The following is a 14,718-nucleotide window of genomic DNA, read 5'->3' on the forward strand; positions in this document are numbered from 1 at the left end:
CATTGTGTGGCCGTTCCTGTACCAGGAGACGCCAGCGTCTGTATGGAGAGCAGTATGATAGCGATAAAAAAAGTCCTGTATATGTCCGTCCCGCTTCTGATGGTCGTGGCATCCGGCGCGCAGGCGGATGATGGCTCTGCGTCCGATTCCTTAACCGTCGGGCTGGGGGGACAGTATGCCCCGCGTTACTCAGGCTCAGACAAGCAGGTGTGGCAGGTGGTTCCTGTGCTGCTGGGTCGCAAAGGCGCTTTCTTTATTGATGCGCAAAAAGGGCTGGGATATGACCTGCAAAACGACAGCGGTTGGTATTTCGAACACACGCTGGGCTACGACTTCGGAAGGGCTGATAAAAATTCTGACTGGCGTGAGGGCGCAAACAATCTGAAAGGGATGGGGAACATTGATGCCACCCTGAATACCGGCCTTGCCGTGGGCTGGCAGGCCGCGCCCTGGCTGAGTGTGGAAGGCAAAGCGACGCTGCCGTTAACGGACAGCCAGGGAGGAAGCTATCAGGCCTCCGTTACGCTAATCCCTGTACAAAATAACCAGGACACGGTCGCCTTTCAGTCTGCGGCCCTGTTTGGCGACAGCCGTTATCTGAATACCTGGTATGGGGTCAGCGAGCAGCAGAGCCGCCGCACCGGATATCACCGCTATTCAGCGCCGGGTGGATTTTATGGCGTCGACACCAGTCTGACCTGGAGCCATCAGTTCGATGCCCACTGGGGAACGGTCCTGAGTGCGGACTATACCTGGCTTGGCGACCATGCGAATGAAAGCCCGATTGTGATGCGGCGAAATGAGGGGGCGGCAACAGCGGCCATCACCTGGACATTTTAACGTCGAGGTGACGGTATGCGCTTATGGGATTGGCCATTTTTCAGTACGGCAGGAGTAGCGATCGCGGGGATATACGTCATAACCTACTATGTGTATGTCTATACGTGAACCTCTCTAAGAACATCGGAGTGAGCAAAACTTGAAGAAGTAGTAACCCGCGAAAAAACGCCATTCCTGGCGTTGTTACTTCTTCTTGTTCATCATCGCTTTTAAATCGGCAAACGGGTTAAACGTGGCGACGCCAACGTCTTTTTGCGCGTCTTCACCGGCCACGACGGTAGTACCGTACTGATCCGCTTCGGTGTATTTTGAGTGCTCATGGTCATGGCAAAACAGGCACAACAGCTCCCAGTTGCTGCCATCTTCCGGGTTATTAGTATGGTCGTGATCGATATGGTGAACCGTCAGTTCACGCAGGTTGGAATAGACAAACTCTCTCGAGCAGCGTCCGCAGACCCATGGGTAGATTTTTAAAGCTTTTTCGCGATAGCCGCTTTCCAGCCGCGCGTAGTTTTTGGGGATCAAAGCCATTGTCGGTTTTACCTGTGATAAAAATAGTGTGCCAATATATCCCATCGGGTGTCGTAAAGGTAAACGCCATTGCACCGTTAGAATGAAAATGTGCCTTCAAGCGTAATCACACATTTTCCCCCTACGCGAACCACAGCCTTTCCTGACGAGGCATCGTATCCCGCGAACAGCACGCTTGCTCGTCCCATATCAACGCCCTGACTGACGTTAAGGTTAAGCGTCGTTTTATTGCGCTGCAACGCCAGTAGCGCCGTTGCAGCGGCCGTCGCGCTGCCTGTTGCAGGATCTTCTGTCATGCGGGGAGTAAACATGCGGGCCTGGACATCGTGAGGTTCATCGGGATCCGTATCCTGGGTATAGGCATAGAGGGAGACCGCGCCATCCAGCGGTAACGTCGCGCGAAAACCCTGTAAATTCGGCACGCACCGACGAAGCGCCTCGCGAGAAGCCAGCTCGGCTATCAGGAAGGGCAGACCTACCGACGCGACAACAGGCATATGTACCTCGGTACGGATATCTTCTGCGTTCAGGGATAAGCAGGCAGCCACGCTTTCCGGGCTAACTTCAGAGCGCAAGGAGAGTACCTCTGGCACCAGGAGTTCTGCGCCGGTCACGGTATCGTTGTCACGTAGCAGGCGCACGGGCACCAGACCGGCTATTTCCTCGAAGTGCAGCGTATCAGGCTGGCGCTGATGATTCATCGCTGCGTGATGTGCCAGCACGTACGCAGTTCCAACATTCGGGTGCCCGGCGAAGGGGATCTCGCGCGAGGGCGTAAAGATTCGCACGCGTGCCGTATTGGAAGGATTGTCTGGCGGCAGAACGAACGTGGTTTCGCTGTAGCCAAATTCAACGGCGACCTGCTGCATTTGTGCTTTGCTCATACCCTCCGCATCGAGTACGACGGCGACAGGGTTACCCAGAAACGGGGTGTCAGTAAAAACATCCGCAACAACATAGCGTCTTTTCATTTTCTGTCCGGTGTAAAAGTCCTGACATAGAGTAGTAACGATAAATCAAACCGATAACCAGCCGTTTTTTACCTGACGGACCTGAAAAAAATTCAATCAATTTATTTGAATCACTCCGTTAAATAAACGCCATTTATTCTCACCCGGTAATGCGTAAAGTAGGTACAACGCAAAGCATTATCAGGACACAGAGTCATGAAAAAGATCGGGTTTTTATCCTTTGGTCACTGGACGCCGTCGCCGCAGTCCGGTACGCGCTCGGCGGCAGACACGCTGCTACAGTCCATTGATTTGGCCGTGGCGGCCGAAGAGTTGGGAGCAGACGGTGCCTATTTCCGCGTACACCACTTTGCCCGCCAGCTGAGCTCACCGTTCCCCTTACTGGCGGCGATAGGTGCAAAAACCAAACGTATTGAAATCGGTACGGGCGTGATCGACATGCGCTATGAGAACCCGATGTATATGGCGGAGGACGCGGGGGCTGCGGATCTCATTTCCGGCGGTCGTTTACAGCTTGGCATCAGCCGCGGTTCCCCGGAGCAGGTCATTGATGGCTGGCGTCATTTTGGCTATGTCCCGCAGGAAGGGGAAGATGAATCGGATATGGCGCGCCGTCATACCGAGGTGCTGCTCGAGGTGCTGCGCGGAGAAGGATTTGCAAAACCGAATCCACAGCCGATGTTCCCGAACCCGCCAGGGTTATTGCGTCTGGAGCCGCATTCCGAAGGCTTGCGGGACCGTATCTGGTGGGGCGCGGGGTCGAATGCGACCGCGGTATGGGCCGCCACACTCGGAATGAATTTGCAAAGCTCCACGCTGAAAGACGATGAAACCGGCGAGCCGTTTCATATTCAGCAGGCAAAACAGATCCGCGCGTATCGGCAGGCCTGGGCCGACGCGGGGCATACCCGTCAGCCACGCGTGTCGGTCAGTCGCAGCATTTTTGCCCTGATGGATGACCGCGACCGGATGTATTTCGGTTCAAGCCGCAATGAGAGCGATAGTGTCGGTTATCTTGATGAGAAAACGCGCGCTATTTTTGGTCGCAGCTATGCCGCAGAGCCTGACGCGCTGATCGAACAGTTGAAAAAGGATGAGGCCATCGCCGAGGCGGATACGCTCTTGCTGACCGTGCCGAACCAGCTGGGCGTGGACTATAACGCACATGTTATTGAGTCCATTCTGAAGCATGTCGCACCGGAAATGGGCTGGAGATGATGTCCCGGGCACTCTGGAACGCCGATTCGGCGATCCAGAGTCTGGTGCAAGGCGATGAAGGGGCTAGCGATGATCCATATCGCTTAGCAGCACGGCGATGCTTTGCCCGCCCGCCGTTTGCTCCAGCCCAATCTTCACGATGATCGTCAGTGGAACAGAAAGCAGCATACCCACGGGACCCAGCAGCCAGCCCCAGAATATCAGGGACAGGAACACCACCAGCGTGGAAAGCCCCAGCCCGCGGCCCATCATGCGTGGTTCAAGAATGTTCCCGAACACCAGGTTGATCGCCAGATATCCCGCTAACAGAACCAGCGCATCATAAAGCCCACTGAACACCAGCGCCTGAAGAATAGGGGGGATCGCCGCCAGCACGGAACCGATGTTAGGAATGTAGTTGAGGGCAAAGGCCAGCAATCCCCAGACGAAAGCGAAGCGGACATCCAGCGCGACGAGCATCCCCCAGACCACCAGGCCAGTCACCAGGCTGATGGCGGTTTTCAGCACCAGATAGCGTGAAACGCTGTCCAGCGCGCGCTGAATCGCCCCCATACCTTCTACCGGACGAACCATGATTTGCTGCAGCTTTGCGGGCAGTTGCGGCACTTCCAGCAGCATAAACACGACCGTCAAAAACAGCAGGAAAATGGATGTCATAGCGTTAGAGAGTTGCGCCAGCAGGCTGGTAACGAGGGTCATGGCGGCATTCGGATCGATATACTTCAGCAGTTCCTCAACCGAGACCTCAATACCTGCCCGCTGCAGCCAGGGCTCGAGTTGCAGGAGCGGGATCGCCAGCGAAGAACGGTATTTTGGTAGCGTACGCGCCAGCTCGTTCAACGATGTCCCGAGATAGGCCACCAGCAGCACCATGACAACGATGATAATGCTGATGAGCAGCGTGATCGCCAGCACGCGGGGAACGCGTAGCCGCACCAGGCGCTGTACCAGCGGGTTCAGGATCACTGCAATAAAAAGCGCCAGAATAAATGGCACAATGATGTCGGCTGCAAAACGAACGCCGGTCAATATGATTACCAGCATGCCCAGCATAATGACAATCTTCAGCCCGTTCAGGGTAATGATGGGTTTAGCCATGGAAGTTCCTGAATAATGTTTTATTTATAATAGATGCATTATCCGAGTAAAAAAACTAACCAAAATCAAACGGAATGGGTAAAGAAATGAAAAGACTTTGAGTAAAACCCTGGCTTATGGTACAAATCTAGCGTGTTCAACTACCGAGGACAATTTTCATCCGCAAAGACGAGAAGCAACAACGCGGATAATTGTAATTTTATGGACAATTTGTTCAGGACGTATTTTTCAACAAACACCGCTGTATTCTCCACTTCCTTCTGCCTTCTGTCTGGTGAGCAACACTGGCGCAACGCGCTGTAGTCACGTCTTCTGCCTGAGCTGGCGCCCTGCGCTTAGCTGTCTGATCTCATTTAATATTTTTTGGTTTGCTGTCCAACGCGAGCCACGATGGATTATATTCTCAAGCAGGAGAAGAACATGTTTTACTGGATTTTATTAGCCCTGGCTATTATCGCTGAAATTACCGGCACCCTGTCGATGAAATGGGCAAGCGTGAGCGATGGTAATACCGGTTTTATTTTAATGCTGGTGATGATTACCCTTTCCTATATTTTCCTCTCATTTGCGGTAAAAAAAATCGCGCTGGGTGTCGCGTATGCCCTGTGGGAAGGTATCGGTATTTTATTGATCACGCTGTTCAGTGTCATGATATTTGACGAAACCTTGTCGACAATGAAAATTGCCGGATTAACCACGCTGGTGGTAGGGATCGTGCTGATTAAATCGGGTACACGTAAACCGACGAAACAGCAGAAGGAGCAGGCTCATGCAGCAGTTTGAATGGATCCACGCGGCCTGGCTGGCGCTGGCCATCGTGCTGGAAATCGTGGCTAACGTCTTTTTAAAATTCTCTGACGGTTTTCGCCGTAAGTTTTATGGCTTGATGTCCATTGCCGCCGTGCTGGGGGCATTTAGCGCCCTGTCGCAGGCGGTAAAAGGGATCGACCTTTCTGTGGCCTATGCGCTGTGGGGTGGCTTCGGTATCGCCGCCACCCTGGCAGCAGGCTGGATCCTGTTCGGTCAGCGTTTGAATCACAAAGGCTGGATCGGCCTGGTTCTGCTGCTCGCAGGCATGATTATGATAAAACTCGCCTGATGTCAGTTTCGACATCCTCTTCAGGCAGCGATATTCGCTGCCTTTTTTATTGCTGCGCGAGCGCTTCCAGCTTGTCGCGAAAACCGGTAACCGACAGGGCACGGTTATCGGCGCGCCATCTGTCTTTGGCGGATGGGGCAGAGCTTTGAACACCAATCAACTGCCAGCCATTCTCGGTTTTCAACATCAGCGGTGACCCGCTGTCACCCGGTAGCGTATCGCACTGATGCGAGAGCACGCTGTTTTGCGCCCAGCCAGTGACCGTGCAGTCCGTATGCGTGTAGAGAGAATCAAGATGATCGACCGGGTAGCCGGATTGCGTCACTTTTCGGTCGACGGCTTTCAGTGCCGCCGTCAGCGCGGCTTTGTCACCGTCGAATAAGGGCAGGGGTGTGATACCCGATGGCGGATAACGCAGAACAATCAGCCCAAAATCCCAGGATGCGGCGGCAGGGGGCACAATCCAGCCCTCACCATCCGGTTTTAAGCGTTTACCCAGAGAGGGATCAACCCGTCCTTCAATGCCGTGGATCTCATAGCGCCAGACCCCTTTTTGCGACACAAAGCGCAGGGCGATAGCTTTATCCGGTTTACCGGCTGGCGGCATGAGAAGGCAATGACCGGCCGTCAGTGCCAGTTGAGGCGTAATTAATGTTGCGGTACATAAGTTACCGCTGGCCGTTTCCAGTTGTCCTATGGCATCCCAGGGGGCCTGCGTCGGATCGGTAACCCGCGTGCGGTCATCATGACCAAAAAAAAGGGTCTTGACCTCTTTGGCGCTGATAGCGTCTTCATCACCATCGTCCGCATGTAAGAATCCTGAAAAAAGACCAAACGTTCCCAGTAACAACACAACAGATTTACGCATATCACACTCTGGTGGGGTAATTATGATTATTAAAAGTGAACCCTATGAAAATACTATAGACGGGACAGCACGAAAGTGGGAGTAAAATCAGCGTGCTACAATCAGGAAAGATAAAACTGGCTTGCGATGAGCGCGCATAAAATAAGCAAGATAAGAATGAGCTCAAACCGATAGCGCCGCAGCATACGCCCTCCGGATAAAAAAACGGCGCGGAACTGGTCGGTTCAGCGCCGGTTTACCAACGTGCCCCGAAGGGCACGGTTTAGCTTGTACTCTTACGCAGCTGGCTGTGCAGCTGGTTTAGCAGCTTCGTGTTTTACTGCTTTTTTGTGATGCTTTTTAGCAGCCTGCGCTTTCTGCTCTACAGCAGGTTTGGTCGCTTTTTTGTGGTGCTTTTTAGCGGCCTGGGCTTTCTGCTCTGCAGCAGGTTTTGCTGCTTTGTGATGTTTCTTATGGTGAACCGCTTTGGCTGGCGCAGCGGTGGTGGTTGCAGCTGGAGCCGCAGCAGGTGTTGCGGTCGCGGTAGTTTCAGCAGCAAATGCAGCAGAAGACAGACCCATAGCAGCGGCAACAACCAGAGCTAATACTTTTTTCATTTTCATACCCTCGAATTTGGTTTTTCATTTAACCCCACTGCGGGGCCGTTGAAAGAACTATATCCCTGTAAACTCGGGGTTTCCGTGAGTGATTGGTATCGGCGTGTAACCGTTTGTACAATGCCGGGTTCCCCCGGCGATGTCGATTACAAATAGCGTGACGTCAGGTGCTCGCGGAAGTAGCGGATATTCAGATCTTCCCCCGTCGCCTGGGTAATCAGCTGAGAGGTGCTAAACCGACTGCCGTGCTGCCAGACGTTCTGGCGCAGCCAGTCGAACAGCGCTGAGAAATCGCCGTCAGCAATAGACGCCTGCAGACCCGGAAGCGCCGTTTTCGCGGCGTGGAAGAGCTGCGCAGCGTACATCGCACCCAGCGTGTACGACGGGAAATACCCAAAGCCGCCGTCGGTCCAGTGGATATCCTGCATACAGCCGTTACGATAGTTATCTTTGGTCGATAGCCCAAGCCAGGCCTGCATTTTCTCATCCCACAGCGCCGGAATGTCGTCCACCTCAATGTCGCCGTTGATCAACGCGCGTTCAATTTCATAGCGCAGCACCACGTGCGCCGGGTAGCTCACTTCGTCCGCATCAACGCGGATATAGCCCGGCTTCACGCGCTGGTTCCAGGCGATAAAGTTCTCTTCGCTGAACGCAGCCTGACTGCCAAAGCGGGCGTGAACGGCAGGGAGCAGATGCTTCAGGAAGGCCTCGCTACGCCCGAGCTGCATCTCAAAGAACAGGCTCTGAGATTCGTGGATTGCCGTTGAGCGCGCCAGCGCCACGGGCTGTCCGGCCCAGGCGCGCGGCAGGTTTTGTTCGTAGCGCGCATGTCCGGTTTCGTGGATCACGCCAAACAGCGCGCTTAGCAACTCGTCCTCGTCGTAGCGCGTGGTGATACGCACGTCTTCCGGCACGCCGCCGCAGAACGGGTGGGCGCTGACGTCCAGACGACCGCCGTTAAAATCGAAGCCGAGCATCTTCATGGCTTCCAGACCCAGCTCACGCTGCGTCGCGGTCGGGAAAGGGCCCTGCGGCGGAACGAACGACCGCTGAGCCTGTTTTTCCACGACGTTTGCCAGGAGGTCCGGCAGCCAGGATTTCATGTCGCCGAACAGCACGTCCAGACGCGCGCTCGTCATGTCTGGTTCAAAAATATCGAGCAGCGCGTCGTAGGGCGAACACCCTTTGGCGTCGGCGCGCAGTCGAGCCTCTTCGCGGCTCAGTTTCACCACCTCTTTCAGGTTGGCGGAAAACCCCTGCCAGTCGTTGGCGGGGCGCTGAGTACGCCACGCGTGCTCGCATTTGCTGCCTGCCAGCGACTTGGCTTCCACCAGCGATTCAGGCAGCAATGTTGCTTGTTGATAATGGCGCGTCATTTCACGCAGGTTGGCCTGTTCGACATCATTCAGGTCTTCGCTTGCCGCGGCAGCCAGCCAATCACCCACTTTTTTATCGGTCAGGATCTGGTGTTGCAGGACGCTCATCTCCGCCAGCGCTTCACCGCGCGCGGCGCTGCCGCCCGGCGGCATCATGGTGAACATGTCCCAGCTGGCGATGGAGGATAGGTGGGAGAAGCGGGAGAGACGCTGGAAGGTGCGGGTGAGTTGCTGGTAGTTATTGTTTTTCATGAAGTCCTCGTGTCTGAATCAGCCGATGACAAAAATTAGCATCGGCTCGATTTAAACACGAAGGACGCAGAATGTTAATGCAGACGTTTATGCAAACTTGCCCCCACCAGTAGCGCCGCGCACAGCATCAGCGCGATAAACCCGCCCACGCCGTTCCAGCCGTAGTTGTGCCAGAACACGCCGCCGAGCGTCCCGGCAATGCTTGATCCCAGGTAATAGCTAAACAGATACAGCGACGACGCCTGGCCCTTTGCGCGACGGGCACGCGGGCCAATCCAGCTGCTGGCGACCGAGTGGGCGGCGAAAAAGCCTGCAGAGAAGAGCAGCATTCCGGCAAAAATCAGCCACAGAGAGGAGAAGAGCGTCAGCAGAAGGCCGACCAGCATCACCGCCGTGAAGAACAACATCACCGGGCCACGACCGTAGCGTGCGGTCATCGCTCCGGCTTTTGGCGAACTCCAGGTACCGGTGAGGTATGCCACGGAAAGTAGGCCGACCACCGCCTGGCTGAGATGCCACGGAGAAAGCATCAGGCGATAGCCAATGTAGTTAAACAGCGTGACAAACGAACCCATCAGCAGAAAACCCATCAGGAACAGGCGCGGCAGCCCTTTATCACGCCAGTGCAGGCGGAAGTTGATAAACAGCGTTTTGGGGCGCAGGGACGCCGGGCGGAAGTGACGTGATTCCGGCAGAATTTTCCAGAACATCAGCGCAGAGGCGAGCGCAAAGCAACCAATCACCGCCAGCGCAATGCGCCAGTTAAAGAAATCCGTAAACACCCCACTCAGCAGGCGTCCGCTCATCCCGCCGATGGAGTTCCCGCTGATGTACAGCCCCATAGAGAAGGCGACAAAGCTCGGGTGGATCTCCTCGCTGAGGTAGGTCATCCCGACCGCAGCGACGCCGCTCAGCGATAACCCGATCAGCGCACGCATTATCAGGATACCGTGCCAGCTGGTCATCATTGTTGAAAGCAGCGTACAGACGGAGGCCAGCATCAGAGCGGTGACCATGACCTGCTTTCGGCCAATCGCATCTGAGAGCGGCCCGGTGAAGAGTAGACCGACCGCCAGCATCCCGGTGGAGAGAGAAAGCGAAATACTGCTGCTGGCAGGCGACACGCCAAACTCGTGGGACAACACGGGCAGGATCGGCTGCACGCAATAGAGCAGGGCAAAGGTTGCGAGACCCGCTGAGAAAAGCGCCAGCGTGACGCGCATAAACTGAGGGGTACCACGTTTAATAAACTGCACCGGCTGAGATGCTGCAGGTAAATCATCAATATCATTTGCCGGAGTGATATCAATGGTAGTTGTACGACTCACACATATTCCTTGCTTAAACATCCCCGTGATTTCTGGTGACGGGTATGACCACAAGATCAGAGTAGGAAAATGTAAATATTCTGTCTAATATATTAATAATCTCAAATGATACTTTAAAAATATGAATATCGAACTGCGTCATTTACGCTACTTCGTGGCGGTAGCGGAGGAGCTGCATTTTGGCCGCGCGGCAGCGAGGCTGAACATCTCTCAGCCACCGCTCAGCCAGCAAATTCAGATCCTCGAACAGCAGGTTGGGGCGCGTCTGCTGGCGCGTACGAACCGTAGCGTGAGCCTGACCGCCGCGGGCAAGCAGTTCCTGGCCGACAGCAGGCAAATTCTGAGCATGGTGGATGACGCCGCTGCCAGGGCGGAGCGGCTGTATCTGGGGGAGACCGGCGAACTGCGGATCGGCTTTACCTCGTCGGCGCCCTTCATCAGCGCCGTCTCAGAAACCCTCTCATCGTTCCGCCGCCATTTCCCGGACGTGCATATTCAGACCCGCGAAATAAACACCCGCGAGCAAATTTCGCCGCTCAACGAGGGGGCGCTCGACCTGGGGCTGATGCGTAATACCGCACTACCGGATACGCTGGCGTGGCAGGTTATCCTGCGCGAACCCCTGATGGCGATGATCCCGCAGGATCATCCTCTGGCGTCGCAAGCTTCCGTGACGCTGGCAGAGCTGGCAAAAGAGCCCTTTGTCTTTTTTGACCCTCAGGTCGGCACCGGTCTGTATGACGATATTTTGGGCCTGATGCGTCGCCACGATCTCGCCCCGGTTATTACTCAGGAAGTGGGGGAGGCCATGACCATTATTGGTCTGGTTGCCGCCGGACTTGGGGTTTCTATTCTCCCGGCGTCCTTTAAGCGGGTACAATTGCAGGAAATGCGCTGGGTGGCGATTGCCGAAAAAGAGGCGGTTTCCGAGATGTGGCTGGTCTGGTCAAAACATCGCGAACAGAGTCAGGCGGCGCAGCGGTTTAAAAAGCAGCTCATTACAGCCTCGGCAGGGCGATATTTATAGGGAAACTGGGGTAAAAATGTGCGGTAAATCACATGGCTAAGTAAATATTTGACGACGCCTGGTGAAGTGCTTCACCATAGCCAACAGTTTATTTCGAAGCTCGAAAATAAGGGAGTACGAGGTGGTTGCTGATAGCCAGCCAGGGCATATTGATCAGATTAAGCAGACCAATGCAGGCGCAGTGTATCGCCTGATTGATCAGCTCGGTCCGGTTTCGCGTATCGATCTTTCGCGCCTGGCACAACTGGCACCCGCCAGTATCACCAAGATAGTCCGCGAAATGCTGGAAGCTCACCTGGTCCAGGAGACGGAAATACAGGAGCCGGGTAGCCGTGGACGTCCTGCTGTCGGGCTGGTGGTAGAAACGGAAGCATGGCACTACCTGTCATTGCGCATCAGCCGGGGGGAGATCTTCCTTGCGCTGCGCGATCTCAGCAGCAAGCTGGTGGTGGAAGACCGGCTGGAGCTCCCGCTCGATGCGGAACAACCGCTTCTTGACGCTATCCTGACCCATATCGATCACTTCTTTATCCGCCATCAGCAGCGGCTTGAACGGTTAACGGCGATTGCTATCACCATGCCGGGTATCATTGATACCGAGAATGGCATCGTGCACCGCATGCCGTTTTATGACAATGTCAAAGAGATGCCGCTGGGTGAGGTGCTGAAAAACCATACCGGCGTGCCCGTCTACATTCAGCATGATATCAGCGCCTGGACCATGGCGGAGGCGCTGTTTGGCGCATCTCGCGGCGCGCGCGACGTTATTCAGGTGGTGATTGATCACAACGTGGGGGCGGGGGTGATTACCGACGGTCGCCTGCTGCACGCCGGAAGCAGCAGCCTGGTGGAAATCGGTCACACGCAGGTCGACCCGTACGGTAAACGCTGCTACTGCGGGAACCACGGCTGCCTGGAGACCATTGCCAGCGTCGAAAGCGTGCTGGAGCTGGCGCAGGTGAGGCTCAGCCAGTCGATGAGCTCCTCGCTTCACGGCCAGCCGCTTACCGTGGATTCTCTCTGCGCGGCAGCCCGACAAGGGGATTTACTGGCGAAAGATATCATCACGGGCGTCGGTAACAACGTGGGCCGCATTCTCGCCATTATGGTCAATCTGTTTAACCCACAAAAAATTCTGATTGGTTCACCGCTCAGCCAGGCGGCGGAGATTCTCTTTCCGGCGATCTCTGCCTGCATCAACCAGCAGGCGCTTCCTGCGTACAGTAAAAACATCGCGGTCGAAAGCACCCAATTTTCGAACCAGGGAACCATGGCCGGTGCCGCGCTGGTGAAAGATGCGATGTATAACGGCTCTTTACTGATCCGTTTGTTGCAGGGTTAACTCTTTTCCATAGATGTAAGAAATATTGCGCTATCTCAAGCCGGGTAGCGCACGCATCCCGTAGACTTCCCCCACTGAATTATTTACCTGGTTTATATTTTCGAAGCATACCCAAGAGGTGGAATGAGTCATGCTTAAGCGTTTCTTTGTTACTGGTACTGATACCTCTGTCGGCAAGACCGTCGTATCCCGCGCATTGCTGCAGTCTCTGGCAGCCAGCGGTAAACGCGTGGCAGGGTACAAACCGGTCGCAAAAGGCAGTAAAGAGACGCCAGACGGATTGCGTAATAAAGACGCCCTGGTGCTGCAAAGCGTTTCGTCCATTGAATTACCTTATCACGCGGTAAATCCTATCGCGCTAAGCGAGGATGAGAGCAGCGTGGCGCACAGCGGCCTGATCAACTACAGCCTGCTTTCCGACGGTCTGGCGAGCCTGAGCGAGAAAGTGGACCACGTTGTGGTTGAAGGCACCGGCGGCTGGCGCAGCCTGATGAATGATTTACGCCCGCTTTCCGAGTGGGTGGTGCAGGAACAGCTGCCCGTAGTGATGGTGGTCGGCATTCAGGAAGGGTGCATCAACCATGCCCTCCTGACGGCACAGGCCATTGCCAATGACGGTCTGCCGCTGGTGGGCTGGGTGGCTAACCGTATTAACCCGGGGCTTGCGCACTACGCTGAAATCATCGAGGTGCTGAGCAAAAAACTCCCCGGGCCTTTAGTGGGTGAATTGCCCTACCTGCCGCGCGCCGAGCAGCGCGAATTAGCGCAGTACATCGACCTCTCTGCTTTCAGCAGTATGGGGTCCGTAGACAGAGTCGTGGCGTAACGTCCTCGACAGTACCGACGCGACGACGCACGCGACCAGCAAGCCGGGCAGTAAAAAATACTGCCCGGTCATTTCACAGACCATCAGTGCCGACATAATCGGCGCATGCGTCGTGGCAGCCAGCAGCGTTGCCATACCTGCCAGCCCCAGCAAAATTGCCGTCTCAGCACCTGGAAACCACAGCGCGGATAGCTGCGCAAACAGCATTCCTGTCGCCATGCCGACAAATAACGTCGGTGTGAACACCCCGCCGGGCGCGCCCGAGCCGCTGCTTGCCAGTACCGCCAGCAATTTACAGATAAACACGCCTGCAATCACCGACAGCAACGGCGGGGCGAGAAGAAAAGCCTGAACCACACTGTAGCCATTCCCCCACACCTTCGGCGTCAGCAGCGACAGCAGCCCGACGATCAGCCCGCCCAGCGCCAGCTGCCACGGCGGTGAAAGCTTAAGGCGCAGAAACAGAGCGTGGCTGTAGGCCATCAGCCACATCAGCAGCGGACCGCACAGCCCGGCCAGCAGTCCCATGCCGACAATCAGGGAATAATCTACCGCGGTAAGGCTCTCGTTGAGGTGGACCTGATAAAGGGTGTTTGCGCCGGGGCTAAGCAGGCGGGTCGTAAGCAGCGCGACCACCGCAGCAATCACCACCGGGCCGAGCGAGGCCAGCATCAGCGTGCCAAACAGGATCTCAGCGATGAACAGGCTTCCGGCTAAGGGGGCGTGGTAGGCGCTGGCCATCCCGGCAGCGGCCCCGCAGGCAATCCACAATTTCCATTCTGATTTAGGGGTAAAGCGCCGGGCGAACAGGGAAGCCGCGAGGGCGGCAAGCAGGATCATCGCCCCTTCACGCCCGATGGCGCTGCCGCTGGCGACCACCAGCAAAGAAGCGAGTGATTTCACCAGGCTGGCACCGTAATCAAACTGTCCGTCTTCGGTTTCCAGCGCTTCCATATAATCGGTTGGTGCGTGAGGCCGCTGCGCGGTAAACCGTTGCCATCCCCAGAGCAGCAGTCCAGCAGCCAGACCGCCCAGCGCGGGCGTTAGCACCCGTCGCCAGGGCGATAATGCGGCGGCGGCGTTCACCAGGCTGCCGCTGTCGTTGCTTAGAAACAGCCACTCCAGCAGATACATGCTGTGGCGGAATACCGCAACGGCCAGCGCGGCCAACACGCCGGTGACGGTGGCAATCAGTAATCGGCGAAACATCGCGCGAATGTCGGGGTAGGCGTGAAGACGTTGCATGGGTCGCGAGTCAACGGAAAAGATACAATATTGTGGCGGGAAATCGTGGGGTTAGCAAAAGGTATGCGTGCGAAAAAGCCGGGCGATGCCCGGCCTGA

Annotated in this window: 15 protein-coding genes; 7 read left to right on the forward strand and 8 right to left on the reverse strand. The window is 55.7% G+C overall.

Annotated elements, in window-relative coordinates:
• The first annotated feature begins 54 nt into the window (after window positions 1-54).
• Entirely contained in the window at window positions 55-840 is a 786-nt protein-coding gene (locus tag KW829_RS10245; protein ID WP_218308137.1) for a MipA/OmpV family protein, read from the forward strand.
• A 183-nt stretch (window positions 841-1,023) separates the two neighbouring features.
• On the opposite strand, the gene yajD is transcribed toward KW829_RS10245, so the two are convergent.
• Both yajD and KW829_RS10255 read right to left on the reverse strand, forming a co-directional pair.
• Window positions 1,024-1,371, reverse strand: coding sequence for an HNH nuclease YajD (gene yajD, locus KW829_RS10250; RefSeq protein WP_006808895.1), 348 nt, complete (start codon window positions 1,369-1,371; stop codon window positions 1,024-1,026).
• A gap of 77 nt (window positions 1,372-1,448) precedes the next feature.
• The gene (locus tag KW829_RS10255; RefSeq protein WP_218308138.1) at window positions 1,449-2,342 is read right to left on the reverse strand and encodes a PhzF family phenazine biosynthesis protein; all 894 of its coding nucleotides are present in this window, start codon (window positions 2,340-2,342) and stop codon (window positions 1,449-1,451) included.
• Between the two features lie 195 nt (window positions 2,343-2,537).
• Here KW829_RS10255 and KW829_RS10260 point away from each other — a divergent pair, with 195 nt between their 5' ends.
• Entirely contained in the window at window positions 2,538-3,560 is a 1,023-nt protein-coding gene (locus KW829_RS10260; protein ID WP_010430534.1) for an LLM class flavin-dependent oxidoreductase, read from the forward strand.
• A 63-nt stretch (window positions 3,561-3,623) separates the two neighbouring features.
• On the opposite strand, the gene KW829_RS10265 is transcribed toward KW829_RS10260, so the two are convergent.
• The gene (locus KW829_RS10265; protein WP_100166815.1) at window positions 3,624-4,658 is read right to left on the reverse strand and encodes an AI-2E family transporter; all 1,035 of its coding nucleotides are present in this window, start codon (window positions 4,656-4,658) and stop codon (window positions 3,624-3,626) included.
• Between the two features lie 420 nt (window positions 4,659-5,078).
• Here KW829_RS10265 and mdtJ point away from each other — a divergent pair, with 420 nt between their 5' ends.
• Both mdtJ and mdtI read left to right on the forward strand, forming a co-directional pair.
• Window positions 5,079-5,441, forward strand: a complete 363-nt coding sequence (gene mdtJ, locus KW829_RS10270) for a multidrug/spermidine efflux SMR transporter subunit MdtJ (RefSeq protein ID WP_010430538.1) — start codon at window positions 5,079-5,081, stop codon at window positions 5,439-5,441.
• Window positions 5,428-5,757, forward strand: a complete 330-nt coding sequence (gene mdtI, locus KW829_RS10275) for a multidrug/spermidine efflux SMR transporter subunit MdtI (protein ID WP_010430539.1) — start codon at window positions 5,428-5,430, stop codon at window positions 5,755-5,757. The genes mdtJ and mdtI overlap by 14 nt, the downstream gene beginning before the upstream one ends.
• A gap of 46 nt (window positions 5,758-5,803) precedes the next feature.
• Here mdtI and KW829_RS10280 read toward each other — a convergent pair whose 3' ends face one another.
• The 4 genes from KW829_RS10280 to KW829_RS10295 all read right to left on the reverse strand — a co-directional run bounded on the left by KW829_RS10280 (window position 5,804) and on the right by KW829_RS10295 (window position 10,180).
• Complete coding sequence (locus KW829_RS10280) at window positions 5,804-6,625, reverse strand: serine protease (protein ID WP_010430540.1); 822 nt, start codon at window positions 6,623-6,625, stop codon at window positions 5,804-5,806.
• A 275-nt stretch (window positions 6,626-6,900) separates the two neighbouring features.
• Window positions 6,901-7,221 carry an acid resistance repetitive basic protein Asr gene (asr, locus tag KW829_RS10285; protein ID WP_029485059.1) on the reverse strand — a complete coding sequence of 107 codons (321 nt, stop codon included), beginning with the start codon at window positions 7,219-7,221 and terminating at the stop codon, window positions 6,901-6,903.
• A gap of 146 nt (window positions 7,222-7,367) precedes the next feature.
• Entirely contained in the window at window positions 7,368-8,852 is a 1,485-nt protein-coding gene (locus tag KW829_RS10290) for a carboxypeptidase M32 (RefSeq protein WP_214594083.1), read from the reverse strand.
• A gap of 74 nt (window positions 8,853-8,926) precedes the next feature.
• Entirely contained in the window at window positions 8,927-10,180 is a 1,254-nt protein-coding gene (locus KW829_RS10295) for an MFS transporter (RefSeq protein ID WP_010430549.1), read from the reverse strand.
• A 121-nt stretch (window positions 10,181-10,301) separates the two neighbouring features.
• Here KW829_RS10295 and KW829_RS10300 point away from each other — a divergent pair, with 121 nt between their 5' ends.
• The 3 genes from KW829_RS10300 to bioD all read left to right on the forward strand — a co-directional run bounded on the left by KW829_RS10300 (window position 10,302) and on the right by bioD (window position 13,375).
• Entirely contained in the window at window positions 10,302-11,207 is a 906-nt protein-coding gene (locus KW829_RS10300) for a LysR family transcriptional regulator (protein ID WP_010430552.1), read from the forward strand.
• A gap of 121 nt (window positions 11,208-11,328) precedes the next feature.
• Entirely contained in the window at window positions 11,329-12,549 is a 1,221-nt protein-coding gene (mlc, locus tag KW829_RS10305; RefSeq protein WP_218308139.1) for a sugar metabolism global transcriptional regulator Mlc, read from the forward strand.
• Window positions 12,550-12,679: 130 nt separating this feature from the next.
• Window positions 12,680-13,375, forward strand: coding sequence for a dethiobiotin synthase (gene bioD / locus KW829_RS10310; RefSeq protein WP_010430557.1), 696 nt, complete (start codon window positions 12,680-12,682; stop codon window positions 13,373-13,375).
• Here bioD and clcB read toward each other — a convergent pair.
• Window positions 13,310-14,620 carry a voltage-gated ClC-type chloride channel ClcB gene (gene clcB / locus KW829_RS10315; protein WP_218308140.1) on the reverse strand — a complete coding sequence of 437 codons (1,311 nt, stop codon included), beginning with the start codon at window positions 14,618-14,620 and terminating at the stop codon, window positions 13,310-13,312. The genes bioD and clcB overlap by 66 nt on opposite strands.
• Window positions 14,621-14,718 lie beyond the last annotated feature (98 nt).

This window comes from Enterobacter sp. ENT02, from assembly GCF_019219165.1.
Taxonomy (GTDB): Bacteria; Pseudomonadota; Gammaproteobacteria; order Enterobacterales; family Enterobacteriaceae; genus Enterobacter; species Enterobacter mori.

Coding starts and splice junctions, on each gene's coding strand:
- KW829_RS10280 (WP_010430540.1), bottom strand. CDS start 6,625: ATGCGTAAATCTGTTGTGTTGTTACTGGGAACGTTTGGTCTTTTTTCA.
- KW829_RS10265 (WP_100166815.1), bottom strand. CDS start 4,658: ATGGCTAAACCCATCATTACCCTGAACGGGCTGAAGATTGTCATTATG.
- KW829_RS10300 (WP_010430552.1), top strand. CDS start 10,302: ATGAATATCGAACTGCGTCATTTACGCTACTTCGTGGCGGTAGCGGAG.
- bioD (WP_010430557.1), top strand. CDS start 12,680: ATGCTTAAGCGTTTCTTTGTTACTGGTACTGATACCTCTGTCGGCAAG.
- mdtJ (WP_010430538.1), top strand. CDS start 5,079: ATGTTTTACTGGATTTTATTAGCCCTGGCTATTATCGCTGAAATTACC.
- clcB (WP_218308140.1), bottom strand. CDS start 14,620: ATGCAACGTCTTCACGCCTACCCCGACATTCGCGCGATGTTTCGCCGA.
- asr (WP_029485059.1), bottom strand. CDS start 7,221: ATGAAAAAAGTATTAGCTCTGGTTGTTGCCGCTGCTATGGGTCTGTCT.
- KW829_RS10260 (WP_010430534.1), top strand. CDS start 2,538: ATGAAAAAGATCGGGTTTTTATCCTTTGGTCACTGGACGCCGTCGCCG.
- KW829_RS10245 (WP_218308137.1), top strand. CDS start 55: ATGATAGCGATAAAAAAAGTCCTGTATATGTCCGTCCCGCTTCTGATG.
- yajD (WP_006808895.1), bottom strand. CDS start 1,371: ATGGCTTTGATCCCCAAAAACTACGCGCGGCTGGAAAGCGGCTATCGC.
- KW829_RS10290 (WP_214594083.1), bottom strand. CDS start 8,852: ATGAAAAACAATAACTACCAGCAACTCACCCGCACCTTCCAGCGTCTC.
- mdtI (WP_010430539.1), top strand. CDS start 5,428: ATGCAGCAGTTTGAATGGATCCACGCGGCCTGGCTGGCGCTGGCCATC.
- KW829_RS10255 (WP_218308138.1), bottom strand. CDS start 2,342: ATGAAAAGACGCTATGTTGTTGCGGATGTTTTTACTGACACCCCGTTT.